Raw genomic sequence first — 25967 nt, forward strand, 5'->3', positions numbered from 1 at the left:
CCTATTCCCGCTCACACCAGCGCCGCCACATCGCCCTGTAGGCCGCCTCGATGCGCGCGATCCCACCGGGCTCGTCGCGCCAGGCGCTGGCCTCCATCTCCCCGCGCAGCCCCGCCCGGATCGCCGCCAGCCCCGCCAGGTCCGCGGCCAGCGCCACCGCCCGCTCGACGTAACCGGCCTCGTCCGGCGCGATCCACGCATCCCGGCCGATCCCCGCGAGGATCGTCGCCCCGATCCGGCCCACGCTCGGCCGATCGGCCAGGGTCACGAACGGCACCCCCATGTAGAGCGACTCCATCAGCGTCGTCCCCGAGTTGTGCGGGAAGCAGTCGAGCCCGATGTCCATCCCGCGCAGCACGTCCCACGGCGGGCTGTGGTAGCCGATCTCCAGGCGCTCGCGGGCAATCCCGTGCGCGGCGAAGCGCGCGGCGAGCCGCTCGGCGACCGACGCATCGGCATAGGTGCGACTATCGATGACCAGGCGCGAACCCGGCACCCGGTCGAGGATCTCCGACCACACCCGCACGACGCGATGGTTGATCCGCACCCCGCGCGTCAGCGTGCCGAAGGTGACCGCCCCACGCTCCAGCGCCGGCAGCGCGTTCACCGCCCCCATCCCCGCGCTCGGCCGATACACCCCGCCGGGCGCGGCCAGACGCCAGGGCCGCTCGCTGAACAACCCCTCCGACCCCTCGGGCACCAGCACCTCGTCGGCAAGGAAGTAGTCGATCGCGCTCAACCCCGTGGTGTAGCCATAGCCCACCCAGGCGCTGACCGACACCGGCGCCGGCTTGTACGCGAATACCCCCAGCCGGTTGCCCGCCGTGTGGCCGGCCAGGTCCACCAGGATGTCGATGCCGTCGGCGCGGATGCGTGCGGCGAGTTCGCCGTCGTTCAGCCCGCGCGTCGGCACCCAATGATCGACCAACGAGCGGTAGCGCGCCGTTTGCGCGTCCTCGCGCGTCAGCTCGGCATAGACATGAAGCTCGAACTGCAGCCGGTTGCGGTGTTCGAGCAGCGGTTCGAGCATGTAGCGGATCGCGTGCGAGCGGAAGTCCGGCGAGACGTACCCCAGGCGCAGACGACGCTCGGCATCGCGCGTGTTGGTGTGCGCCCGCCAGTGCGCCCGCACCGCCTCGCCGTGACGACGATCGTAGTCGCGATAATCGGTGAAGATCGCCTCGGCAGAGAGGTCCGATTGATAATTGAGCGCGAACAACAGCTTACTGTGGATGGCGGCATCCTGGGGATGTTGCGACAGCGCCTGGCGATAGGTCGCGACGGCCTCGTCCACCCGCCCCATCTGCTGAAGGATATTGGCCAGGTTGGCGAGCATCTCCGCCTGTCCCGGTCTGAGGGTGACGGCGCGCTGTTGCAGCGCCAGCGCCTCGTCGAGCCGCCCCAGCTCGGCCAGTGCATTGCCGAGATTGGTCAGGGTCTCGGGATGATCGGGGTCGATCGCCAGGGCACGTCGATAGTCGTCCAGCGCCTCGGCGCTACGCCCGAGGCAGCGTAGCGCCGAGCCACGGTTGTTGTAACTCTTCAGGTGTTGGGGGTCGATCTCCAGGACGGTGTCGAAATAACCGATCGCCTCTTTTGCCTCTCCCATCGCCTGCAGCAGAGAGGCAAGGTTGTAGAGCGCGGAGACGGAGTTCGGCGAGAGCTTGGCCGCGTGTGCGTAGGCGAGTCCCGCCTCTCTGAGCCGACCAGCCTGTTCGAGCGCAACCCCGAGGACATTGTGGATCTGCGGGTCCTGGTCGTCGCGACCCAGGGCCTCTTCGAGCGCGGGCAGGGCCTCGTCACTCCGCGAACACCGCGTCAGCACGCTCCCCAGCATCTTCCAGCCGAAGGCGTCCCAGGGACGGCACAGGGTCCACTCGCGCGCGAGCCGTTCGACCTCATCGAACTGGTGACGGTCGAACAACAGGATCAGCGCGTCCTCGTCGGTCGGTGCCGGCGTGGCGAGCATCCGCTGGAGCATGTCCCTCAAGGAGCATGCCTCCTCGGAGTCGAGTCCGCAGTCGATGGCGCGCTCGATCACCGCCAGCCCCTCCTGCGGGCGATAGGCCAACATCAATCCCTGCGCGTAGGACTCCCAGTGATGACCGTTCTCGGGCGCCAGTTCGAGGGCCCGCAGCAGGGATCGGAGTCCGGCGTCGAGCCGCCCGCGCTCGATCTCCAGCACCCCCAGCCCGTGATGTGCGGCGGCTGCCTCCGGGGTGGACTCGAGACACGCGCGATACAGGGACTCGGCCTCTTGCAGATGTCCCGCGGCATGATGGGCACGCGCCTGTTCGAGCGATTCGTCGTTGGCGACCATGGATGATTGACCCCTTTGTCCTGATACATTGCGACTGGTCGAGGAGCAGTCGTCGATACGGGACCGGTCGAGCATGCAAGCCGCCAATAATTTGACGATTACGCTCACTGCCCCGCTCTCTGCGAACGCGCCGATCCGAGCAGCCACCAGTGATGGCGGGCGCATGGCTCACCGCCATCGTACTGGACGCACACCGCGGCGATCGGGCGCGCCGGTCGGCATCCGGCGATGCGCTCCTGCCGACCGGTCGGATCGTGTCTCATGGCTCGAACGGCGTGCGACCGGCGACGGGACATCCTGCTCCGACGGGGTCAGATGCAAATGACGCGCCAGATCATCGAGAGAGGGGCGGTCCTCCCGAGGGCTGTCCCGGCAATCTCGACCGCTGAACCCGCCCCCGCCCGAGCGCGCAGATCCTGCCGATAACGCTCCGTCCGCTTGCCGAGGCTGCGGCTTCCCGTCTCCACAGCGGTCTGGCGCTCATGTCGATCCGGCACCGCACCAACGCTGCCACATCGCCCTGTAGGCCGTCTCGATGCGCGCGATCCCACCGGGCTCGTCGCGCCAGGCGCTGGCCTCCATCTCCCCGCGCAGCCCCGCCCGGATCGCCGCCAGCCCCGCCAGGTCCGCGGCCAGCGCCACCGCCCGCTCGACGTAACCGGCCTCGTCCGGCGCGATCCACGCATCCCGGCCGATCCCCGCGAGGATCGTCGCCCCGATCCGGCCCACGCTCGGCCGAGCGGCCAGGGTCACGAACGGCACCCCCATGTAGAGCGACTCCATCAGCGTCGTCCCCGAGTTGTGCGGGAAGCAGTCGAGCCCGATGTCCATCCCGCGCAGCACGTCCCACGGCGGGCTGTGGTAGCCGATCTCCAGGCGCTCGCGGGCAATCCCGTGCGCGGCGAAGCGCGCGGCGAGCCGCTCGGCGACCGACGCATCGGCATAGGTGCGACTATCGATGACCAGGCGCGAACCCGGCACCCGGTCGAGGATCTCCGACCACACCCGCACGACGCGATGGTTGATCCGCACCCCGCGCGTCAGCGTGCCGAAGGTGACCGCCCCACGCTCCAGCGCCGGCAGCGCGTTCACCGCCCCCATCCCCGCGCTCGGCCGATACACCCTGCCGGGCGCGGCCAGACGCCAGGGCCGCTCGCTGAACAACCCCTCCGACCCCTCGGGCACCAGCACCTCGTCGGCAAGGAAGTAGTCGATCGCGCTCAACCCCGTGGTGTAGCCATAGCCCACCCAGGCGCTGACCGACACCGGCGCCGGCTTGTACGCGAATACCCCCAGCCGGTTGCCCGCCGTGTGGCCGGCCAGGTCCACCAGGATGTCGATGCCGTCGGCGCGGATGCGTGCGGCGAGTTCGCCGTCGCTCAGCCCGCGCGTCGGCACCCAATGATCGACCAACGAGCGGTAGCGCGCCGTCTGCGCGTCCTCGCGCGTCAGCTCGGCATAGGCATGGAGTTCAAACCGGGCGCGGTCGTGGTGCTCGAGCAGCGGCTCGAGCATGTAGCGGATCACGTGCGAGCGGAAGTCCGGCGAGACGTACCCCAGGCGCAGACGACGCTCGGCATCGCGGGTGTTGGTGTGCGCCCGCCAGTGGCCCCGTGCCGGCACGGCGTAACGGCGTTCGTAGTCCCGATAGGCGGCACGGATCTCCTCGGCCGAGCGATCCGGATGGTAGTTCAGGGTGAACAGCAGACTGCTGTCCGCGGCGAACGAATCATGGGATAGCGTCCGGGCGTGCTCACGCGCGGCGATCGAGGCGTCGAAATCGCCCAGGTCCTGGAGCAGACAACCGAGATTGCTCAACGCCTCGGGGTAATCGGGCCGAGTAGCGAGCGCACGCTCGTAACAAACGAGCGCCTCGCTGAGGTGGTCGAGATCACGCAGGACATTGCCCAGGTTGAGGCTGGCCTCGGCCAAATCGGGTTTGAGCGCGAGCGCGCGCCGATAACTGTCGATCGCCTGCAGAGGTTTGCACAACAGATCGAGGACATTACCCAGGTTGCAATAGGCGTCGGCATAGTCCGGGCGGACACGGAGCGCGTCGAGATAGCTTTGCTGCGCGGCCTCGAGCCGGCCCAACTCGACAAGGGCGTTACCACGATTGTTCAGCGCCTCGGCGTGATCGGGGACAAGCGCCAGCGCACGCTCCAGCGTTCTCAGGGCGGCCTCGAACAGACAGGCGCGGATCTGAGCGCTGGCGAGATTGTTGAGGACGTCGGCGTTGCGCGGATCCTGCGCCAGCGCCCGGGAGAACCAGTCGATGGCCTGCTGCAAGCGGCCGAGCTGGTTGCAGACGTTACCGGCATTGTTACATGCCTGGGGGAGTTCCGGATCGATCGCATTGGCGCGGACATAGCACTTCAGCGCCTCGTCGAGCCGCCCGAACTCGTGCAGCGCGAGCCCGAGGTTGTAATGCGCCTCGGCATGGTCCGGGGCGACCTCCAAGGTGCGTCGGTAATACCCCAGCGCATCCTCGCCCCGTCCCAACCGCAGCAGCGCTGTCGCGATAGCGTTCAGGATCTCCGGATCGCGCGGCTCGAGTGCGAGCGCGCCCTCGAGCACGGTGAGCGCCTCGGCATGATGCCGCCGCCGGAGCAGGATCAGGCCGAGCGCCTTGCGGGCGAAGACGTCTCTCGGATGGGATGCGACGAGGCGCCGCGCCTCGTGTTCGGCACCGTCGAGGTCGGCGGCCCCGATCCGCACGGCGAGCGCCTCGCGCGCACGCCAGGGTACCTGTTCGTCAGGCACCGCCGGATCGACCGTTCCCAGCTGGCGCAGCGCCGCCTTGGCCGCGGCCTGATCGGGATCGATGGCGATCACCGCGCGATAGAGCGCCTCGGCCACCTCTCGGCGGCCGGCCATCAGGTGTTCGTGGGCTTGGTCGAGCAGGCTCTTGTTCATGCCAAGGTCCAGACCTCCACGTTGTCGTCGACACCGGGGGTTGAGCGAGCGAAAGTGCTCGGCGTTCAAGCAATACGCTTGAGGTAACCGCTCCTCGCAACCGTCAGCAACAACTTGTCGGAGATCGATTCATCGACCTCGAATCCTGAGTCCCTCGCAAGGAAGTCGCGAACGGCGGTCATCGGGTTGTCCCCCTTGCCCCAGGGGCGTCCGGGAAAGACCGCGGTCTCGAATTCCTCAATGACCGTATCAAAGACGGCGCAGTAGCACCCCGGGGTCACCAAGGGCGCATACAGATCCAACTCCTTCGAGACATGGTCATGAGTGTGGCTCGAATCCAGACAGACCATCACCCGCTGCTCGCTGCGGATGGAACGGCGGACCTCGTCGAGAACGGCCGGATCCGTACTATCGCCCTCGACCATCTCGATCCGCCCGGCCAGCGGATGGGTCTCGACGGCCTGGCGATTGTGCGCGCGGATATCGAGATCGATGCCGATGACCCGTCGCCGATCGGCGACCGGGACGCCCGCGCGCTCGGCATCGGTCAGATCGAGCAGCGCCAGCATGGAGGCGCTGAAGATCAGTGAGCCCCCGCGCGCGATCCCGGTCTCGATGATGACGTCTGGACGCGTCCTCCAGATGATCTCCTGCAGCGCGAAGACGTCCTGGGGATACTGGATGATCGGCAGACCGAGCCAGTCGAATTGATACGAGTAACGCGCCCGCAGACTCTCGCGCATGAACCCCTCGGCGGCCTCCTGCAGGGGGCCATCGTCACGATAGTCCTCGACCCGGGCCGCACGTTCGGCAATGAAACTCTCGCGGTCATCTTTCATAGTGAAGTGGCCATAGCAGCAAAACTCCGTGGATTTTGGTGAGAACGGTCGCGAACCCCGTTCACGTCTCCTCCAGCACCCCGATGATGCACGGCGGGTCCTGCGGATTATCGGGGCGCGCCCCGAAGCGCAAGAGATCGCGACGACCATAACCGTCGGCGACCCGCTCGGCGATCTGGCGCACGCTCTGGCCCCTGCCGGAGCAGATGTTGAACGCACCGCATCGCCCGCCCAGCGCGACCTCGGCGATCATCTCGCCGGCCCGTTCGACATCGAGATAGTCGCGGACCTGCTCGCCACTGCCGAGATCGACCGGCAGCCCGGCGGCGAGCCGGGCATGGAGATAGGCCACGAGCCGGCGCGGATCCTCACCCTCGCCGTACAGATAGAAGGGACGGCACCAGGCGAACTCGACGCCCGCCCCCGGCAACAACTGTTCGAGGACTTGATAGGTCGATGCCTTGCATGCACCGTAGAGTGTCTGCGGTCTCAGTGGCGTGTGGATACCGAGATGCCCCGGCGTCGGGTCGTACTCGGCACAGCTGCCGACACCGACGAAGCGCCGACCGCCAGCGGCGACGAACGCCTCGGCCAGATGCAATGATCCGGTCAGACAGACAAGATTGCGCGTGGAGTCCAGATACTGACCGGGCTCGGCATACCAGGCCGCATGCACCAACATCCCCCCCCCGGCCAGCGCGGTCTGCAGCGTTTCCACCGAAGCGGTGAAGAGATCCTCGATCTCGACCAGCTCGACACCGCGGGCCGGGAACAAGGCCGCAGCACGCGCAGGATCACGCACCAGCAGGCGCACCCCGACACCTCGCACGAGCAACGCCTTGACGATGCAGCGTCCGACAAACCCGCTCGCCCCCGTCACGATGACCTGTTCATTCATGGTCTGTTGCCTCAACACTCGCAGAGTCGGGGCACCGCGACGACGAAACGCGCGCCCCACTCGCGGACATAGTCGAGCTGCGCGGTGAGTTCATCGCGCAGGTTCCAGGGCAGCAGCAGCACCCGGTCGGGGCGGGTCTCGCGCAGACGCGACTCGGCGACGATGGGGATGCGGCTGCCGGGGAGATGGCGCCCCAGCTTGCCGGGGCTGCGGTCGACCACATAGTGCAGCAGGTCGGACCGCACCCCGGCGAAGTTGAGCAGGGTGTTGCCCTTGGCCGCGGCGCCGTAGCCGACCACCTGGAGCCCCTGGCGCCGCGCCCGGATGAGATAGTCGAGCAGGTCGAGACGCAGCCGCTCGGCGCGCGCCTGCAGCCCCTGGTAGGTCGCCGCCCGCTCCAGTCCGGCGGCCAGCTCCTCGGCGCGCAGCGCCGCCACCCGGGGCGTGGTCGGACGCGCGCCGTGGTCGGCACGCTGGGCGAACACCCGCAGGCTGCCGCCGTGGGTCGGCAGGGTCTCGACGTCGAACACCGCCAGGCCGTTGGCCGCGCATACCCGCCCCACCGCACCCAGCGACAGATAGGAGTAGTGCTCGTGATAGAGGGTATCGAACTGGTTGCCCGCGATCAGCCGCAGCAGGTGCGGGAACTCGAAGGTCGCCACCCCGTCCGGGCGCAGCAGCAGGGCGATGCCGGCGACGAAATCGTTGATCGCCGGGACATGGGCGAGGACGTTGTTGGCGACCACCAGATCCGCACCCCAGCCCTCGGCGAGCAGCCGCGCGGCGAGCGCGCGGTCGAAGAAGGCCTCGACGATCTCCAGCCCGCGCTCACGCGCGGCGGCGGCGACCGCCGCGGTCGGCTCGACCCCCAGACAGGGGATGGTGCGCGCCTGCAGATGCTGGAGCAGATAGCCGTCGTTGGCCGCCAGCTCCACCACCCGCGAGTCGCCGTCGAGCCCGAGACGCGCGACCATGGTCGCGACATAGCGCTCGGCATGGGCCACCCAGCTCGTCGAGACGCTGCTGAAATAGGCGTAGTCGGCGTCGAACAGGGTCTCGGGACGGGCGAAGTCCTCGGTCTGCACCAGCCAGCAGCGCTCGCACACCAGTACCCGCAGCGGGTACCAGGACTCAGGACGGTGCAGCGCCGCGGCGCTCAGATAGGCGTTGGAGGGCGGCGCGCTGCCGAGATCGACGACGGGCAGGCGCAGCGGCGCGCCGCAGTGACGGCAGTTCACGGCGCAATCCCCCGAAAGTCGTCGTCGAGCAGCGCCAAGGCGCGATCGCGCGCCGAGCGCTCACCGAGCGGCAGCGGCCAGGGGATGGCCAGACGCGGGTCGTCTGCGCGCACCCCGCCCTCGGCCTCGGGGACATGGGGCGCGGTGTGCAGATAGAGCAGCTCACAGTCCTCCGTCAGCGCCTGAAAGCCGTGGGCGCACCCCTCGGGGATCACCAGGGTGGTCGGGCGCCCGGCCTCCAGCCGCTCGGCGTGCCATTGCAGGAAGGTCGGCGAGCCGGCGCGCAGGTCGAGCGCCAGGTCCCAGACCGCACCGCGCAGACAGGTGACGAACTTGGTCTCGGCGTGCGGCGGGCGCTGGTAGTGGAGCCCGCGCACCGTGCCGCGCGCGCGCGTCAGCGAGCGGTTGATCTGGACGATCGGGCGCCCCCCGCCGAGCGCCGCCAGATCCATCGCGCAGTAGAGCCGCTCGAAGACGCCGCGCGCGTCGGCGAGCGGCGTCCGCTCGATCACCTCGACCCCGGCGATCGCGCTCGGATGACGCACCAGGCGCGCGCTCATCGCGGCGGCTCCGTGGCCGTGTAGTCGGCGATCTGCGCCAGGGTGCGGGTCTGCATGTCCTCCCCGGCGCGCCAGGCGCGGTGCCAGTCGAGGGTGCGCGCCAGCGCCTGCTCCAGCGGCCAGCGCGGACGCCAGCCGAGCGCGGCGCGCGCCTTGCTGCTGTCGAGTCGCAACACCGTCGCCTCGCGCGGCTGGGGGCGCTCATCGAGCCGCCACTGCGCGCCCGGCACGGCGGTGCACAGCCACTCGACCAGCCAGCGCACCGGGCGCGCGTCTGCGGCCTCGGGACCGAAGTTCCAGGCGCCGATGTACTCGCCGTTGTCCGCGCACAGCCGCTCGGCGAGATCGAGATAACCGGCGAGCGGTTCGAGCACATGCTGCCAGGGGCGGATCGCCCCGGGCGCGCGCAGCACCACCGGTTCGCCGGCATCGATCGCGCGCAGCACGTCGGGGACCAGCCGCTCGGCGGCCCAGTCGCCGCCGCCGATGACGTTGCCCGCGCGCACGGTGGCGAGCGCCGTGCCGGCCTCCTCGAGGAAGGCGCGACGATAGCTCGCGCTGACCAGCTCGGCGCAGGCCTTGCTGCTCGAATAGGGGTCGTGACCGCCGAGGGCGTCGTCCTCGCGATAGGGCCAGACCCAGTCGTGATTCTCGTAGCACTTGTCGCTGGTCACCACCACCACGGCGCGCACCCCGGGGTGCTGGCGCACGGTCTCGAGCAGGTCGACGGTGCCCATCAGGTTGACCGCGTAGGTCTCGACCGGGTCGCGATAGGCCGCGCGCACCAGCGGCTGGGCGGCGAGATGGAACACCACCTCGGGCGCGGCGGCATCGAAGGCGGCGGCGAGCGCGGCGCGATCGCGCAGGTCGGCGATGTGCTCGCCGGCGAGGCGCTCGCCGACCCGCGCCGCCCGGTACAGGCTCGGCGTGGTCGGCGGCGCCAGCGCATAGCCGTGCACCCGGGCGCCGAGCCGCGCCAGCCAGAGCGCGAGCCAGCCGCCCTTGAATCCGCTGTGGCCGGTGACCAGCACCCGCCGTCCTGTCCAGAACTGCTGTTGCATCGTCGTCACCAGGTCTTCCAGGGCGCCGCCCCGGAGCGCCACAGCGCCTCGAGCTGGGTGCGGTCGCGCAGGGTGTCCATCGGCCGCCAGAAGCCCTGGTGCTCGAAGGCCATCAGCTCGCCCATGGCGCTGAGCCGCGCCAGCGGCTCGCCCTCCCAGCCGGTCTCGTCACCGGCGATCAGCTCGAGACAGGCCGGCGAGAGCACGAAGAAGCCGCCGTTGATCAGCCCACCGTCGCCGCGCGGCTTCTCGGTGAAGGCGGCCACCCGCGCGCCCTCGCGCTTGATCGCGCCATAGCGCCCGGGGGCCTGCACCGCGGTAACCGTGGCGAGATGGCCGTGGTCGCGATGGAAGGCGACCAGCGCGCCGATGTCGACATCGCTCAGGCCGTCGCCATAGGTGAAGCAGAAGGGCGCCTCGGCGTCGAGATAGTCGGCCACCCGCTTGAGTCGGCCGCCGGTCTGGGTGTGCAGCCCGGTGTCGACCAGGGTCACGCGCCAGGGCTCGGCCTTGCGCTCGTGGACCTCCATGCGGTTGTTGGCGATGTCGAAGGTGACGTCGGACATGTGCAGGAAGTAGTTGGCGAAGTACTCCTTGATGACATAGCCCTTGTAGCCGCAGCAGATCACGAAGTCGTTGATGCCGTGAGCCGAGTAGTGCTTCATGATGTGCCAGATGATCGGCATACCGCCGATCTCGATCATCGGCTTGGGGCGCAGGTGCGACTCCTCCGAGATCCGCGTCCCGAAACCGCCTGCCAGAATGACCGCCTTCATCAGTGCTCCTCAATCTAAGGTGTCGACCGCAACCGACGCATACTGCGAATAACGGCACGACCGGCGACGAGATGAGCGATCACCTCGGACGCCCGTCTCTATCTGTCCCCCATGATAACCAGCACGACGGGGATCGCACAGCATCGCGCGCGCCGCATCACTCCAGTCGCAGCAGTTGCTCGCGGTAGTAGCGCAGCTCCTCGATCGACTCGCGAATGTCGTCGAGCGCAAGATGGCGCGAGGCCTTGCGCACCCCGGCGGCGACCTCCGGGGCCCAGCGTTGGGCGAGGATCTTGAGGGTGCTGACATCGAGATTGCGATAGTGACAGAACCCCTCGAGCCGGGGCATCCAGCGGGCGAGGAAGCGACGGTCCTGACAGATGCTGTTGCCGCACAGCGGCGAGGCCCCGGCTGGCACCAGGTCGGCGAGGAACTCGAGGGTGGCGCGCTCGGCGGCGGCCTCGTCCTGTGCGCTCAGCCGCACCCGCTCGATCAGCCCGGAGGCGCCGTGGTGTTCGCGATTCCATTCATCCATGCCGGCGAGCTGCGCCTCGGACTGGTGGATCGCGATCACCGGCCCCTCGGCCAACACCTTGAGCTGGGTGTCGGTGACGATGGTGGCGATCTCGAGGATGCGATCGGTGTCGGGGTCGAGTCCGGTCATCTCCAGGTCGATCCAGATCAGGTTCTGCGGGCTCTTGGTCATGAGCGTTCCTTGAGCGATGGGGCCTGTCGCAAGGCCCGGTGACGGGATCAGGGGGCAGTGTACTGCAAGGAGCGGCATCGTGCGGAGCGCCGGCGCTTTCCCTAGAATACCCCCACCCCAGCCAGGAGCCCGAGCATGCACACCGACCACCCGCAGCCTCCCCGCCCCACCCCGCGCCAACCCCGCCGGGTCGCCCGATGACCCGGCGGCGGCTGTCGAAGCGACAGATCGAGCGCATCCGCGCGATCCAGGAACGGCGGCGCGAGCGCCTCGCCAACCGCCCCGAGCAGGCGCTCGCCGACTGCGAGGCCGAGACCCCGCCCGAGGAGGGGCTGGTGGTGGTGCGCCACGGCGCGAGCCTGGTGGTCGAGGACCACGCGGGCGCGCTGCACCTCTGTGTCGCGCGCCAGCACCTCGGCCACCCGGTGTGCGGTGACCGGGTGGTGTGGCAGCGCGGCGAGGCCGGCCGTGGGCTGGTCAGCGCCATCCTCGAGCGCCAGACGGTGCTCAGCCGCCCCGACTACAGTGGTCGCGACAAGCCGATCGCGGCCAACCTCACCCGACTGGCGGTGCTGATCGCCCCCGAGCCCGAGCCGAGCGGCTACCTGGTCGATCAGTACCTGGTCGCCGCCGAGGGCATCGGCGTCGAGCCGATGCTGGTGGCCACCAAGATGGACCTGCTCGACGCCCCGGCGCGCGCGGACTTCGAGCGCCGCTACGCCCACTATTGCGCGATCGGTTATCGCACCCTGTGGATCAGCCTGGAGCAGCCCGAGACGCTGGCCCCGCTGGTCGAGGCGCTGCGCGACCAGACCAGCATCCTTGTCGGTCAGTCCGGGGTGGGCAAGTCGTCGCTGGTCAAGGCGCTGCTGCCCGACCGCGACATCCAGGTCGGGCGGCTCTCGGCGGCCACCGGGCTGGGGCGTCACACCACCTCGGCGGCGAGCTGCTACCGCCTGCCCGGCGGCGGCGTGCTGATCGACTCGCCCGGGGTGCGCAGCTTCCGCCTCGGCGCCATCGGCCTGGCCGAGCTGCAGTGGGGCTTTCGCGAGTTCCGCCCGCACCTCGGCGGCTGTCGCTTCGCCAACTGCCGTCACGATCAGGAGCCGGGCTGCGCCATCCGCGCCGCGCTCGAGCGCGGCGAGATCGCAGCCGCGCGGCTGGCCAACTTCCATCATCTGGCGCGGGGGGCGGGCGCATGACCCACTGGCTGTTCAAGTCCGAGCCCGGGGTCTTCGGCATCGACGACCTGGCCGCGCGCGGGGTCGAGCCCTGGGACGGGGTGCGCAACTATCAGGCGCGCAACCTGCTGCGCGATCGCACCGCCGGCGGCGACCCGGTGTTGTTCTATCACTCCAACTGCGCCCGCCCGGCGATCGTCGGACTGGCCGAGATCGCCAGCAGCCCGCGCCCCGACCCCACCGCCTTCGACCCCGACTCGCCCCATCACGACCCCAAGGGCGACCCGGCGACACCGCGCTGGTATCTGGTCGACGTGCGCTATCGTCGTCATCTCGCCCGCCCGATCACGCTGGCCGAACTCAAGACCCACGCCGAGGGCGCGCTCGCCGGGTTGCCGCTGGTGCGCCGCGGCAACCGCCTCTCGGTGATGCCGTTGAGCCCGGCGCAGTTCGACTTCATCCTCGCGCTCGAACACCGCCCGGCGCCCTGAGCCCCGGGCGCCGAGGGGCGGCGGCTCAGATCACCCCGCGCGCGGCGAGCAGTTCGACGACCTGCTCGGCCAGGGTCTCGGGGTCGGAGCCGTTGGCATCGAGGCGCAGCTCCGGGGCCTCGGGCGGCTCGTAGGGGCTGCCGATCCCGGTGAAGTTGGGGATCTCGCCGGCGCGCGCCTTCTTGTAGAGGCCCTTGGGGTCGCGCGCCTCGCAGGTCTCGAGCGCGGCGTCGACGAAGATCTCCAGGAATTCGCCCTCACCGAGTCGCTCGCGCGCCAGCCGCCGCTCGCTGCGAAACGGCGAGATGAAGCTGACGCAGACGATCAGCCCGGCCTCGACCATCAGCCGCGCCACCTCGGCCACCCGACGGATGTTCTCGACCCGGTCCTCGGCGGTGAAGCCGAGATCGCGGTTGAGCCCGTGGCGGACGTTGTCGCCGTCGAGCGTCATGGTGTGACGGCCCATGGCGTGGAGGCGCTGCTCGACGAGATCGGCCACGGTCGACTTGCCCGCGCCCGACAGCCCGGTGAACCAGAGCACGCAGGGCTTCTGTCCCTTGGCCGCGGCGCGCGCGCGCTTGTCGATCTCCATCGCGTGATGGTGGATGTTGGCCGCGCGGCGCAGCGCGAAGTCGATCATGCCGCAACCGACGGTGGCGTTGCTGATGCGATCGACGAGGACGAAGGCGCCGGTCTCGCGGTTGTCGACATAGGGGTCGAAGGGCACGGCGCGATCGAGCGCGAGGTTGCACACCGCGACATCGTTGAGCGCGAGGTGCTTGGCCGCGGTCTGCTCCAGGGTGTTGACGTTGACCTTGTGCTTGATCTCGGTGACCTGGGCGTTGAGGGTGGCGGTGGCGGTGCGCAGCAGATAGGGCCGACCGGGCAGCAGCGGCTGCTCGTCCATCCACACCAGATGGGCGGCGAACTGGTCGGCGACCTCGGGGCGCGACTCGGCGCTGGCGATCAGGTCGCCGCGCGAGACGTCGATCTCGTCGTCGAGCACCAGGGTCACCGCCTCGCCGGCCCCGGCCCGCTCGCAATCCCCGTCCATGGTGACGATCCGCGCGAGCCTCGAGCGCTTGCCCGCCGGCAGCACCACCAACGGCTCGCCGACGCGCACCTCGCCGCCGGCGATGGTACCGCTGAAGCCGCGGAAGTCGAGGTTCGGCCGGTTGACCCACTGTACCGGCATGCGGAAGGGAGCGGCGCGCAGATCGCGCTCGACGTCGACCCCTTCCAGATAACCGAGCAGGGTCGGCCCGTCGTACCAGGACATCCGCTCGGAGGCGGCGGTGACATTGTCGCCGGTGATCGCCGAGACCGGGATACAGGTCACTGCCTCGATCCCGAGCCGCGCGGCGAAGGCGCGATAGTCGGCGCTGATGCGCTCGAAGGTCTCGCGATCCCAGTCGACCAGGTCCATCTTGTTGACCGCCAGCACCAGATGGCGGATACCGAGCAGCGAGACGATATAGCTGTGACGCCGGGTCTGGGTGAGCACCCCCTTGCGCGCGTCGGCAAGCAGCACCGCGGCCTCGGCGGAGGAGGCGCCGGTGGCCATGTTGCGGGTGTACTGCTCGTGCCCGGGGGTGTCGGCGACGATGAACTTGCGCCGATCGGTGGTGAAGAAGCGGTAGGCGACATCGATGGTGATGCCCTGCTCGCGCTCGGCGGCCAGACCGTCGACGAGCAGCGCCAGATCGAGGTTGCCGCTGCCGGTGGTGCCGAAGCGTGCCGAGTCGGTCTCGAGACTGGCGAGCTGGTCCTCGAACAACAGCTGGCAGTCGTAGAGCAACCGCCCGAGCAGGGTCGACTTGCCGTCGTCGACCGAGCCGCAGGTGATGAAGCGCAGCAGCGTCTTGTCCTCCTGGGCGCGCAGATAGGCCTCGACCTCGGCAGTGGCGCTGGCGTGTTCCGGTGTCTGGGTCATCAGAAATAGCCCTCCTGCTTCTTGGCTTCCATGGAAGCGCCGGCATCCTGGTCGATGACCCGGCCCTGTCGCTCGCTGGTGCGCGCCAGCAGCATCTCGCGGATGATCTCGGGGAGCGTCTGCGCGCCGCTCTCCACCGCGCCGGTGAGCGGGTAGCAGCCGAGGGTGCGAAAGCGCACCATGCGTGCCTCGGGCCTCTCGCCCGGGGCCAGCGGCATGCGCTCATCGTCGACCATGATCAGCGCGCCGTCGCGCTCGACCACCGGGCGCGGCGCGGCGAAGTACAGCGGCACCACCGGGATCTCCTCCTGATAGATGTACTGCCAGATGTCGAGTTCGGTCCAGTTCGACAGCGGGAAGACGCGGATGCTCTCGCCCTTGTTGATGCGACCGTTGTAGAGGTTCCACAGCTCCGGGCGCTGGTTCTTGGGGTCCCAGCGATGGCTGCGGGTGCGGAAGGAGAACACCCGCTCCTTGGCCCGGCTCTTCTCCTCGTCGCGGCGCGCGCCGCCGAAGGCGGCATCGAAGCCGTAGAGATCGAGCGCCTGCTTGAGCGACTGGGTCTTCATCACGTCGGTGTGGACTGCCGAACCGTGGGTGAAGGGACCGATGCCCTGCGCGACCCCCTCCTGGTTGATGTGCACCAGCAGGTCGAGCCCGAGTTCGGCGGCGCGCCGGTCGCGGAAGGCGACCATCTCGCGGAACTTCCAGGTGGTGTCGACATGCAGCAGCGGGAACGGCGGCTTGGAGGGATAGAAGGCCTTGAGGGCCAGGTGCAGCATCACGCTGCTGTCTTTGCCGATGGAATAGAGCATCACCGGGTTGCGGAACTGGGCCGCGACCTCGCGCATGATGTGGATGCTCTCGGCTTCGAGGCGTTGCAGATGTGTCTGATATGACATGGCTTCCCTGATCTCGTGCACGGATCGTGAGCGCCGGCGGGCGCGCACAGGGTCCAATGGTAACGGCTCGGTATGAACTGGAGAAAACCGTGACCGATTTCAAATCCCGCACGGCACCGCTAGAGCAGCCGCCGCGCCTCACCGCCACGCAGCCCGAGCACCTGGCGCCCGAGCGTCAGCGCCTGCTCGGCGAAGGCGTCCGGGCCGTCCCAGACCAGCCCCTCGGCCATCACCTCGTCGAGCAGCGCGCTGACCACCCGCAACCGATCGCCCTCACCACCGTGCTCGGCGCAGACATAGAGGCTCGGCTCGCCCTGCCCGGCAGGGACGAAGGCGAGGATGAAGCGATAGGGATGCGGATCGTCGCTGTCGATCTCGCCGAGCAGGGTCGCCTCGCAGCCATCGAGCCGGTAGCGACGCTTGGGAATCGCGGTACGGATATGGGGTCGATGCTCCATCGCCGGTGCTCCTCTCTTGGGTGACGGGGCTCAGCGCCCCCGGTAGAAGCGATTGGGGCGAACCATCACGGTTTCGATCCGTCGGCTGATATCGCGCAGGCTCAACCGACGCACCGGTTGGCGACTGGCGGTGCGCGCCGCCTCGGCGGTGTCGAGACGCGCCTTGACCACCCCGGCGAGACGCTCGGCCAGCTCCGGGCGCGCGGCGACGAGGCGGCGCACGCAGTCGAGATCGATGCGGATCAGGCTGACATCGCTCTTGGCGGTGAACTCGAGGAAGGAGGGATCGTTGGTCAGCATCGAGGTGATGCCGAAGTGCTGGCCCGGCCCCAGCGTCTCGGTGACCTTGCGGCTGCGGTCCGGGAGGGTGACCACCGCCTCCACCAGACCGCCGGCGACGACGTAGAAGGCATCGCTCTGGGCGCCCTCGGCGAGGATCACGTGACCGCTGTCGTGGTGACAGTAGACGCCGCGCGCGGCGATCTCCTCGAGTTCGTCGGCGGTGAGCAGACCGCCGACGTCCAATCCCTTGAGCGCGAGCAGGATGCTCGGTGGCTCGGCGTGGCTGACCTGGGCGCGGCGGGTGCGCATCTCGCGCACCTCCGGGGCCATCTCGATGCCCGCATCCTGGAGGCTGCGATGGATCTCGCGAAACAGCTCCTCGCGGGCGCGGAACATCGCCGGATAGTTCTTCAGATGCACCCAGACCATGTAGACATAGGGCACCGTGGTGGCCTCGCTCAGACGCACCACCGGATAGGGGAACTTGAGCACGCTCTCGCAGCGCATCGCCGCCTCGAGCAGCAAGGCGGTAGCGAAGCGCGGATCGACCTCGGCGGGCAGCTTGACGAAGTACCAGGGGGCGTAGAGGTGCTGGTCGTCGTGCAGGTTCTTGATCGGCTGCCCGGCCATTTGCGAGTTGGGGATGACGTGGGTGGCGTTGTCCCAGCCGCGCAGCCGGGTCGAGCGCCAGTTGAGATCGATCACCTGGCCGACGATACCGTTGTTGAGCTCCACCCAGTCACCCAGCCGGAAGGGCCGCTCGACGCCGAGGGCGATGCCCGAGAACAGGTCGCCCAGAGTCTTCTGCAGCGCCAGACCGAGCACCGCCGCAGCGACGCCGGTCGAGACCCAGATACCGGTGAAGGAATAGCCGCGCTGCCACAGATAGATCGCCAGCCCGAAGAGCATCGTCGCCACATAGATCAAGCCGACCACCAGCTTGGGCACGCGCTCGGAGAGATCGTCGTCGGCGCGCACCAGCAGCACCACCTCGATCAGTCGCGCCACCGCCCAGCCGGCGGCCAGGTGCGCCACCAGCAGGGTCAGCGAGCGGATGCCGGCATCGACGTCGGGCACCTCGAGCACCGCCGCGCCGAGCCTCAGCAGGGTACCGGCGACGATCACCATCCCCGGCAGCACCAGCAGGTCGAGCAGCGCCACCAGCGCGGGGAAGCGGCTGGCCACCGGGCGGTTGTCGATCCGCCAGGTGACGAAGCGGATCACCAGGAAGGCGAGCAGCACGCCGAGGAAGAGGTGCCAGTTGTCCTGCGCCAGGGAGTCGAACAGTGCGGTCATGTCGTGGGTCAGCCTGGGTCTTGCGTGGGCTCGGGTCGGTGCGCCCGCCGCCGGGCGCACCCGGCAACCGACGGCGCATCCGACCGGCGGAATCGTGCATGCGCACGGCGCCGTCCGAGGGCGGCGCCGTCGCGAGCGCCCCGGTGCGGGCGCTCGCCTGCGCCGCTCAGCCCTTGCGCGCCTTGGCGAAGGCCTCGGCCATGGCGCCGCCGAGCGCGGCAGCGCCCTGCCCGGCGCCGCGCTGACGCCGCTCGCCGCCTTGACGACGCTCCCCCCCGCCCTGACGCGGCTTGTCCGACTTGGCCTTGGGCCGGGCCGGGCGCTGGCCCGACTTGGCCGCCTCGCCCGCGGCACGCGCCGGCGCCTTGCCGCGCCCGCTCGCCCCGCCCTTGGTGCCATCCTCATCGCCGAGGCGCCGGGTGAGCGCGATGCGCTTGCGCTCGAGATCGACCTCGAGCACCTTGACCTTGACCAGATCGCCCGACTTGACCACCGCGTGCGGGTCCTTGACGAAGCGATCGGCGAGCGCCGAGATGTGCACCAGACCGTCCTGGTGCACGCCGATGTCGACGAAGGCGCCGAAGTTGGTGACATTGGTCACCGTGCCCTCGAGCACCATCCCCGGCTTGAGATCGGCCAGGGTCTCGACGCCGTCCTTGAACTGCGCGGTCTTGAACTCCGGGCGCGGGTCGCGACCGGGCTTCTCCAGCTCGGCGAGGATGTCGCGCACCGTCGGCAGGCCGAAGCGCTCGTCGGTGAACGCGGCCGGGTCGAGCGCGCGCAGCGTCGCGGTATCGCCGATCAGCCCGCCGATCTCCTTGCCGGTGTGCGCGACGATGCGCCGCACCAGCGGATAGGCCTCGGGGTGCACCGCCGAGGCGTCGAGCGGCTCGTCGCCGTCGGGCACCCGGAGGAAGCCGGCGCTCTGCTGGAAGGTCTTGTCGCCGAAGCGCGACACCGCCATCAGCGCCTTGCGGTTGGCGAAGGCGCCGTGGTCCTCGCGGAACTGGACGATGTTCTCGGCCAGCCCGCGGTTGAGCCCCGAGACCTGGGCGAGCAGCGGCACCGAGGCGGTGTTGAGATCGACGCCGACGGCGTTGACGCAGTCCTCCACCACCGCGTCCAGGGTGCGCGCGAGCTGACCCTGGTTGACGTCATGCTGGTACTGGCCGACGCCGATCGCCTTGGGCTCGATCTTGACCAGCTCGGCGAGCGGGTCCTGCAGCCGCCGCGCGATCGACACCGCGCCGCGCAGCGAGACGTCGAGGAGCGGCAGCTCCTTGGAGGCGAACTCCGAGGCCGAGTAGACCGAGGCGCCGGCCTCGCTGACCACCAGCGAGCGCAGCCCCAGCTCGGGGTGACGCGCGATCAGCTCGCGCACCAGCCGGTCGGTCTCGCGCGAGGCGGTGCCGTTGCCGATGCTCACCAGCTTGACCGCGTTCTGTCGCGCCAGCTCGGCGAGCCGGGCGATGGCGTCGTCCCACTGCTTGCGCGGCGCGTGCGGATAGATGGTGTCGGTGTCGACCACCCGCCCGGTGGCGTCGACCACCGCCACCTTGACCCCGGTGCGCAGCCCCGGGTCGAGCCCAAGGGTCGGCAGTCGACCGGCCGGCGCGGCCAGCAGCAGCGCCTTGAGGTTGAGACCGAAGACGCGGATCGCCTCGCCCTCGGCGGCCTCCAGCAGCCGCCCCTTGAGCTCCAGATCGAGTCGGGTGAGGAGCTTGACGCGCCAGCACTTGCGCACCGTCTCGACCAGCCAGTCGTCGGCGGCGCGGCCCTGCTGGGCGATGCCGAAGCGCGCGGCGATGCGCGTGCGACAGGGGGCGTCGGGGTCCTCGCCGGGACCGGCCAGCAGCTCCAGCGCGAGCACCCCCTGGTTGCGACCGCGAAACAGCGCCAGGGCGCGGTGCGAGGGGATCTTGGCGATCGCCTCGCGATAGTCGAAGTAGTCGGCGAACTTGTTGCCCTCCTGCTCCTTGCCCTCGAGCACCCGCGAGACCAGGATGCCCTGCTCCCACAACCGGTCGCGCAGCTCGCCGGCGAGTTCGGCGTCCTCGGCGAAGCGCTCCATGAGGATCTGGCGCGCGCCCTCGAGCGCGGCCTCGGCATCGGCCACCCCGCGCGCGGCCTCGACATAGGCCGCGGCGCACTGCTCGGGCACCTGGGTGGGATCGGCGAGCAGCGCCTCGGCCAGCGGCTCGAGCCCGGCCTCGCGGGCGATCTGCGCCTTGGTGCGACGCTTCGGCTTGTGCGGCAGATAGAGGTCCTCGAGCCGCTGCTTGGTCTCGGCCGCGACGATCTCGGCGTGCAGCTCGGCGGTGAGCTTGCCCTGCTCCTCGATGCTCTTGAGCACGGTGACGCGACGCTCGTCGAGTTCGCGCAGATAGACCAGCCGTTCCTGCAGATGACGCAGCTGGACGTCATCGAGACCGCCGGTGACCTCCTTGCGATAGCGCGCGATGAAGGGCACGGTGGCGCCCTCGTCGAGCAGCCGCACGGCCGCCTCCACCTGCTCCGGTCGGACCGCGAGTTCCTGGCTGATGGTCTCGGTGATGCTGATCATTGACTCTCGTTCATCGTTGCGAAAAGGGAAAACCGGGCGCGGCGTCACGACCACGCCGGCGGCGCGCCCGTGGCATCATACCCGAGCACAGCGGCGGCGCTCTCCCGGCGCCGCGCGACAGGACCGGAACGATGACCGACGAAGACCTCCACTGGCAACCGGCGAGCACCGCGCCCGCGCTCGGCGACGACGAGATCCATCTGTGGCGGATCGATACCGGCGAGCGCCACGGCCAGGCGCTCGAGGCGGCGCGCGCCGTGCTCGAGACGGCGCAACTGGCGCGGCTCGCGCGCATCCGCGACCCGGCGCAGCACGCCCGCGCCGTTCGCGCCCAGGCCGGGCTGAGACGGGTGCTCGGGCACTATCTGGGCGAGCCGCCACGACTGCTCAAGGGCGCCAACGGCAAGCCCTATCTCGACACGAGGCAGGCGGCGCTCGCCTTCAACCTCACCACCAGCGGCGAGCTGGCGCTGCTCGGGGTGCGCCGCGGCAGCGGCCCACGGGCCGAACTCGGCGTCGACTGCGAGTGGATCCGCCCGCGCGCGCGGCTCGCCGCGGTGGCACGGCGGATGTTCGACCCCGCCACCTGCGCGGCGGTGCTCGCCCACCCCGAGGAGGCGCGGCTGGTGCCCTTCTGTCGCGCCTGGACCGCGCTCGAGGCCGATGCCAAGTGCGACGGGCGCGGGCTGATGCGCCCGCGCGCGGCGGCAAGCTCACTGCCGCGCATCGCCCACTGCCGCCCCGCCCCCGGCTACATCGCCGCGCTGGCCAGCCCGACCTTGCCGCCACGCGCGCGCTGGCGCGCGCTGGCGCTCGTCGATGACTGATCGGCAGTATACTGCCGCCCCCTATCCAGGAGTTACCCTTGGTGGACACCCTAGAGATCATCCTCCTCGCCCTGGTGCAGGGCATCACCGAATTCCTCCCCATCTCCAGCTCCGGGCACCTGATCCTCACCCCGCTGCTGTTCGGCTTCGAGCTGCAGGAACTGGCCTTCGACGTCGCCCTGCACCTCGGCACCCTCGGCGCCGTCACCCTCTACTTCCGTCGCGAGATCGCGCGCATGACGGTCGCCGTACTCGGCTCGCTGCGTCACCGCCGGCTCGATGATCCCGACGCCCGGCTCGGCTGGATGATCGTGCTCGCCACCGTGCCGGTGGTGGTGCTCGGGCTGCCGCTCAAGCTGGTGCTGGAGTTCCTCCGCGACGACCCGGTGCTGATCGCCACGGTGATCGCCGCCACCAGCATCGGTTTCGGCCTGCTGCTGTGGTGGAGCGACTGGCGCGGCGCGCGGCGGCGCGACGAGTACAGCCTGGGCTGGCGCGGGGCGCTGGTGGTGGGGCTGATGCAGGCGCTGGCGATCATCCCCGGCACCTCGCGCTCGGGCATCACCATCACCGCCGGGCTGCTGCTCGGGCTGACCCGGCGCGCCGCCTCGCGCTTCTCCTTCCTGCTGGCGATCCCCACCATCCTCATGGCGGGCACGGTCGAGGGCATCGAGCTGGCCGGACAGGGCGCAGCGGTCGACTGGGTGGGGCTGGCGCTCGGCGCGGTGTGGTCGATGCTCTTTGCCTATCTCACCATCCATCTGTTCCTGCGCTTCATCGAGCGCGTCAGCATGCTGCCCTTCGTGCTCTACCGCGTGGCGCTCGGCGGGCTCATCCTGCTGCTGGTGTGGTAGCGTCGGGGGGAGCGGGCCGCCACCCGGTGGCCACGCGCCAACCGCCCCGAGGAGAAGGCATGACCCGATCCGAGCCTCGCTCGCTGCTCGAGCATCACCGTCCCGACTACGCCGGCGGCGGCATCGTCAACCTGATGAGCACGCTGATCGCCGCGCGCGGCGGCCAGCCGGAGACGCCGACGCTCACCGCCCTGCCCCTGGCGCGACTGGCCGACACCCGCAACCTGGTGCTGCTGGTGATCGACGGGCTGGGCGCCGACTGGCTGCAGCGCCACGCCCCCGAGGGGCTGCTCGCACGTCATCGCATCGCCACCCTGAGCACGGTGTTCCCGGCGACCACCGCCGCGGCCATCACCACCTATCTCACCGGCGACGCGCCGCTGCGTCACGGGCTGACCGGCTGGCACACCTATCTGCGCGAACTCGGCTGCGTGATGGCGGTGCTGCCCGGCACCCCGCGCTACGGCGGTGTCTCCTACGCGCGCGCCGGGATCGACCCGGCGCGGCTGTTCGGCACCCGCCCGGTGTTCGACCGCATCGCCACTCGTTCGAGCGTGATCGCGCCGCACTTCATCATCGACTCCGACTTCAACCGCGCCCACAGCGGGCGGGCCGAGCGGCTCGGCTTTCAGGGGCTCGACGACATGTTCGGTCAGGCCGCGCGAGTGATCCGCGCCACCCCCTGGCGTCCCGGTCGGCGCCGGCACGACGCCGACCCGCGCTATCTCTATCTCTACTGGCCGAGGCTCGACACCATCGGTCACCAGCAGGGTATCGAGAGCGCGGCGGCGGTCGGTCATCTGGCGCAGATCGAGGCCGCGCTCGCGCGCTTTCTCGAACAGATCAGGGGGACCGACACCCAGGTGCTGGTGTGCGCCGACCACGGCCAGATCGACAACACCCCCGAGACCCGTGTCGATCTCGACGACCACCCGGAGCTGGCCGAGTGTCTGGCGCTGCCGCTGTGCGGCGAGCCGCGCGCGGCCTTCTGCTATCTGCGTCCGGGACGCGAGCGCCAGTTCCTCGGCTACTGCCAGGCGCATCTGGCCGAGCGGGTGGAGGTGGTACCGAGCAAGCGGCTGATCGAGCTGGAGATGTTCGGCAGCGGCGCGCGCAATCCGCGACTGGCCGAGCGGATCGGCGATTACTGTCTGCTCGCGCGCGACAATGCGATCGTCGTCGATCGACTGCCGGGCGAGCGTTCGCACTCGATGGTCGGGGTGCACGGCGGACTGAGCCGCGCCGAGCTGGAGGTGCCGCTGGCGTTGCTGCGCCCGGACTGAGCGCCGGGCGCGGGCGGGATCACATCAGCCCGAGCTGGAGCCGGGCCTCGTCGCTCATCCGCTCCTGGGTCCAGGGCGGATCCCACACCAGCGCGACATCGACCTCACCGACGCCCTCGACCCGCGCCACCGCCTGTTTGACCATCAAGGGCATCATCCCGGCGACCGGACAGCCGGGGGCGGTGAGGGTCATCTCCACGGCCACCGTGCCGTCGGCGGCGATGTCGATGGTGTAGATCAGACCGAGGTCATAGATGTTGACCGGGATCTCCGGGTCGTGGACGCCGCGCAGGGCGGTGACGATCGATTCGCGCAGGGCCTCGACATCGACCACCACCGGCGGCTCCTCGACGGCATCGCGCCCGGTATCGGCGGCGAGTGCCGCCACCTCGTCCTCATGGTCCTGCTCGCGTTTGCCGAATCCGGCGAGGCGGGCCAGTCTGTTCATGGATGCGAACCTCTTCGACTGCTGATGATGCCGACGGGTCGGCGCCCGTGCGGGCGCCGACACCGCTCAGTCCAGGGGCGCGGCCTCGAGCCGGTCGCCGACCAGGGCCGCGATCTCGGCGCGCAGCGCCTCGTCGCCGAGCCGGCCGATGATCTCCTCGGCGAAGCCGAGACAGAGCATGCGCCGGGCGCTGGCCTCGGGGATGCCGCGGGCGCGCAGATAGAACAGCATCTGCGGGTCGATCTGGCCGACCGTGGTGCCGTGGCTGCACTTGACGTCGTCGGCGTTGATCTCAAGCTGCGGCTTGGTGTCGATCTCGGCGCGCTCGGAGAGCATCAGGTTGCGGTTGGACATCGCCGCGTCGGTGCGCTGGGCGTCCTGGGCGACGAACACCCGACCGTCGAACACCGCACGTCCCTGACCGTAGAGGATGCCCTTGAACAGCTCGACGCTGGTGCAGTCGGGCACCGCGTGGTCGACATCGAGGTGATAGTCGATGAGCTGACCGTCGCCCGAGAGATAGAGCCCGTGGAGCACGCACTCGCCCCCCGGCCCGGCGAAGCGGGTATTGATGTCGGTGCGCGCCCAGCGCCCGCCGAGGCCGATGTTGAGCCCCTGGTAGCGGCTGCGCGCCTGCTGGCGCAGATAGAGCGTGCTGAGATGGAACGACTCGGGCGAGTCGTGCTGGATGCACTCGTGATCGAGTCGCGCCGCGGCCGCAAGGTCGATCTCGAGCACGGCGTTGGTGGCGTGCGCAATGCTCGGCTCGGCCCCGACATAGCGCTCGACGAGCCGCGCCTCGGCGCCCTCGCCGAGCACGATCAGGTGGCGCGGCTGGGCCAGCGTCGGGCGCTCGCCGGTGGTGACGTGGAGCAGTTCGAGCGGGCGCTCGAGCCGCGCGCCGGGCGCGAGCAGCAGCACCAGCCCGTCGGCGCCGCCGGCGGCGTTGAGCGCCGGGAAGAGCGCCGCGGGATCGTCGGCGAGCGCACCGAGATGGGGGCGCACCACCTCCGGATCCTCGGCGAGCAGCCGCGCCAGCGAGTCGATCCGCACGCCCTCGGGGAGCGCGCCGAGTCGGCCGTGCTCGGGGGCATACCGGCCGTTGACCAGCACCACCCGATCGGCCTCGAGGCCCTCGACCAGCAACGGCGCCAGCGCCTCGGCGGCGAGCACCGCCGCGCCCTCGTCGAACGCCTGCTCGAACAGTCGGCGCGGGTTGGTATAGCGCCACGCCTCCTGCTTGCTCCCCGGGACACCGAGCGCCGTCGCCCGCTCGCGCGCCTCCGCGCGCCAGGCCTCAAGCCACGCCGGGCCGCCGTTCGGGGTGGCGGCCCCGAGCCAGGTCGCCAGCTCGCCACTCATGCCGCCGCGCCCTCGTCGGTGATCCAGCCGTAGCCGTGCTGCTCGAGCTCGAGCGCCAGCTCCTTGCCGCCGGAGCGGATGATCCGGCCCTTGTAGAGGACGTGGACGAAATCGGGCTCGATGTAGTCGAGCAGGCGCTGGTAGTGGGTGACCACGATCATCGAGCGCTCGGGGCTGCGCAGCGCGTTGACGCCCTCGGAGACCACCCGCAGGGCGTCGATGTCGAGCCCGGAGTCGGTCTCGTCGAGGATCGCCAGCCGGGGCTCGAGCAGCGCCATCTGGAAGATCTCGTTGCGCTTCTTCTCGCCGCCGGAGAAGCCGGCGTTGACCGCGCGCTTGAGCAGCGAGTCGTCGAGGTGCAGCACCTTCAGTTTCTCCTTGATCAGGCGCATGAAGGAGACCGCATCGAGCTCGTCCTCGCCACGCGCCTTGCGGATGCTGTTGAGCGCGGACTTGAGGAAGTAGGTGTTGTTCACCCCCGGCAGCTCGACCGGGTACTGGAAGGCGAGAAACAGCCCGAGCTGGGCGCGCTCCTCGGGCTCGAGCGCGAGCAGGTCGCGCCCCTCGAAGGTCGCCGTGCCGCCGGTGACGGCATAGCCCTCGCGGCCCGAGAGCACATGCGCGAGCGTGCTCTTGCCCGAGCCGTTGGGGCCCATGATGGCGTGCACCTCGCCGGGGCCGATGCGCAGGTCCAGCCCGCGCAGGATCTCTTTGTCGCCGACGTTGGCCCGCAGGCCAGTGACAGATAGCATCGTCCTCTCCCAATCGTCCGG

The 25967-nt window shown here is 69.9% G+C and carries 22 protein-coding genes; 5 read left to right on the forward strand and 17 right to left on the reverse strand.

Features of this window, described 5'->3' with window-relative positions; all coding sequences use genetic code 11:
* Position 1: 1 nt before the first annotated feature.
* The 9 genes from MARPU_RS09030 to orn all read right to left on the reverse strand — a co-directional run bounded on the left by MARPU_RS09030 (position 2) and on the right by orn (position 11314).
* Positions 2-2320, reverse strand: coding sequence for a tetratricopeptide repeat protein (locus MARPU_RS09030; protein WP_025275235.1), 2319 nt, complete (start codon positions 2318-2320; stop codon positions 2-4).
* Positions 2321-2800: 480 nt separating this feature from the next.
* Complete coding sequence (locus tag MARPU_RS09035; RefSeq protein WP_025275236.1) at positions 2801-5236, reverse strand: tetratricopeptide repeat protein; 2436 nt, start codon at positions 5234-5236, stop codon at positions 2801-2803.
* 65 nt (positions 5237-5301) lie between these two features.
* A complete protein-coding gene (locus tag MARPU_RS09040; protein WP_005224837.1) occupies positions 5302-6075 on the reverse strand; it encodes a cephalosporin hydroxylase family protein in 774 nt (257 codons plus the stop codon).
* 61 nt (positions 6076-6136) lie between these two features.
* Positions 6137-6973 (reverse strand): NAD-dependent epimerase/dehydratase family protein, encoded by an 837-nt coding sequence (locus tag MARPU_RS09045; protein WP_005224836.1) that lies wholly within the window; start codon positions 6971-6973, stop codon positions 6137-6139.
* Between the two features lie 11 nt (positions 6974-6984).
* Positions 6985-8211: a class I SAM-dependent methyltransferase gene (locus tag MARPU_RS09050; protein WP_005224835.1), complete on the reverse strand. Its 1227-nt coding sequence runs from the start codon at positions 8209-8211 to the stop codon at positions 6985-6987.
* The gene (locus MARPU_RS09055) at positions 8208-8771 is read right to left on the reverse strand and encodes a dTDP-4-dehydrorhamnose 3,5-epimerase family protein (RefSeq protein WP_005224834.1); all 564 of its coding nucleotides are present in this window, start codon (positions 8769-8771) and stop codon (positions 8208-8210) included. The genes MARPU_RS09050 and MARPU_RS09055 overlap by 4 nt, the downstream gene beginning before the upstream one ends.
* A complete protein-coding gene (rfbG, locus tag MARPU_RS09060) occupies positions 8768-9832 on the reverse strand; it encodes a CDP-glucose 4,6-dehydratase (protein ID WP_025275237.1) in 1065 nt (354 codons plus the stop codon). The genes MARPU_RS09055 and rfbG overlap by 4 nt, the downstream gene beginning before the upstream one ends.
* Positions 9833-9837: 5 nt before the next feature.
* A complete protein-coding gene (rfbF, locus tag MARPU_RS09065; protein WP_005224832.1) occupies positions 9838-10608 on the reverse strand; it encodes a glucose-1-phosphate cytidylyltransferase in 771 nt (256 codons plus the stop codon).
* A 157-nt stretch (positions 10609-10765) separates the two neighbouring features.
* Entirely contained in the window at positions 10766-11314 is a 549-nt protein-coding gene (orn, locus tag MARPU_RS09070) for an oligoribonuclease (RefSeq protein ID WP_005224831.1), read from the reverse strand.
* 197 nt (positions 11315-11511) lie between these two features.
* Between orn and rsgA the strand changes: the two genes are divergently transcribed.
* Both rsgA and MARPU_RS09080 read left to right on the forward strand, forming a co-directional pair.
* Positions 11512-12516, forward strand: a complete 1005-nt coding sequence (gene rsgA, locus MARPU_RS09075; protein ID WP_005224830.1) for a ribosome small subunit-dependent GTPase A — start codon at positions 11512-11514, stop codon at positions 12514-12516.
* Positions 12513-12986 (forward strand): EVE domain-containing protein, encoded by a 474-nt coding sequence (locus MARPU_RS09080; RefSeq protein ID WP_005224829.1) that lies wholly within the window; start codon positions 12513-12515, stop codon positions 12984-12986. The genes rsgA and MARPU_RS09080 overlap by 4 nt, the downstream gene beginning before the upstream one ends.
* A 25-nt stretch (positions 12987-13011) precedes the next feature.
* Here the strand turns inward: MARPU_RS09080 and cysN are convergent, their stop codons facing one another.
* The 5 genes from cysN to MARPU_RS09105 form a co-directional block, all read right to left on the reverse strand.
* Positions 13012-14919: a sulfate adenylyltransferase subunit CysN gene (gene cysN / locus MARPU_RS09085; protein WP_005224828.1), complete on the reverse strand. Its 1908-nt coding sequence runs from the start codon at positions 14917-14919 to the stop codon at positions 13012-13014.
* Positions 14919-15821 carry a sulfate adenylyltransferase subunit CysD gene (cysD, locus tag MARPU_RS09090; RefSeq protein ID WP_005224827.1) on the reverse strand — a complete coding sequence of 301 codons (903 nt, stop codon included), beginning with the start codon at positions 15819-15821 and terminating at the stop codon, positions 14919-14921. The genes cysN and cysD overlap by 1 nt, the downstream gene beginning before the upstream one ends.
* A 119-nt stretch (positions 15822-15940) precedes the next feature.
* Positions 15941-16279: a hypothetical protein gene (locus MARPU_RS09095; protein WP_005224826.1), complete on the reverse strand. Its 339-nt coding sequence runs from the start codon at positions 16277-16279 to the stop codon at positions 15941-15943.
* A gap of 30 nt (positions 16280-16309) precedes the next feature.
* Entirely contained in the window at positions 16310-17857 is a 1548-nt protein-coding gene (locus MARPU_RS09100; RefSeq protein ID WP_005224825.1) for a mechanosensitive ion channel family protein, read from the reverse strand.
* 166 nt (positions 17858-18023) lie between these two features.
* Positions 18024-20420 carry a Tex family protein gene (locus tag MARPU_RS09105; protein ID WP_005224824.1) on the reverse strand — a complete coding sequence of 799 codons (2397 nt, stop codon included), beginning with the start codon at positions 20418-20420 and terminating at the stop codon, positions 18024-18026.
* A gap of 131 nt (positions 20421-20551) precedes the next feature.
* On the opposite strand from MARPU_RS09105, the gene MARPU_RS09110 reads away from it, so the two are divergent.
* The 3 genes from MARPU_RS09110 to MARPU_RS09120 are packed head-to-tail and all read left to right on the forward strand — an operon-like array spanning position 20552 to position 23384.
* Positions 20552-21247 (forward strand): 4'-phosphopantetheinyl transferase family protein, encoded by a 696-nt coding sequence (locus MARPU_RS09110; protein WP_005224823.1) that lies wholly within the window; start codon positions 20552-20554, stop codon positions 21245-21247.
* A gap of 41 nt (positions 21248-21288) precedes the next feature.
* Positions 21289-22101 (forward strand): undecaprenyl-diphosphate phosphatase, encoded by an 813-nt coding sequence (locus MARPU_RS09115; protein WP_025275238.1) that lies wholly within the window; start codon positions 21289-21291, stop codon positions 22099-22101.
* A 59-nt stretch (positions 22102-22160) separates the two neighbouring features.
* A complete protein-coding gene (locus MARPU_RS09120; RefSeq protein ID WP_005224821.1) occupies positions 22161-23384 on the forward strand; it encodes an alkaline phosphatase family protein in 1224 nt (407 codons plus the stop codon).
* Between the two features lie 19 nt (positions 23385-23403).
* Here MARPU_RS09120 and MARPU_RS09125 read toward each other — a convergent pair whose 3' ends face one another.
* From MARPU_RS09125 to sufC, 3 genes are all read right to left on the reverse strand, one after another.
* On the reverse strand, positions 23404-23832 hold the full coding sequence (locus MARPU_RS09125) for an SUF system Fe-S cluster assembly protein (RefSeq protein ID WP_005224820.1): 429 nt from the start codon (positions 23830-23832) through the stop codon (positions 23404-23406).
* A 66-nt stretch (positions 23833-23898) separates the two neighbouring features.
* A complete protein-coding gene (sufD, locus tag MARPU_RS09130) occupies positions 23899-25194 on the reverse strand; it encodes a Fe-S cluster assembly protein SufD (RefSeq protein ID WP_005224819.1) in 1296 nt (431 codons plus the stop codon).
* Positions 25191-25946: a Fe-S cluster assembly ATPase SufC gene (gene sufC, locus MARPU_RS09135; protein ID WP_005224818.1), complete on the reverse strand. Its 756-nt coding sequence runs from the start codon at positions 25944-25946 to the stop codon at positions 25191-25193. Before sufC ends, sufD begins: the two co-directional genes overlap by 4 nt.
* Between the last annotated feature and the right edge of the window lie 21 nt (positions 25947-25967).

The sequence above is a fragment of the Marichromatium purpuratum 984 genome (assembly GCF_000224005.2).
Classification (GTDB): Bacteria; Pseudomonadota; Gammaproteobacteria; order Chromatiales; family Chromatiaceae; genus Marichromatium; species Marichromatium purpuratum.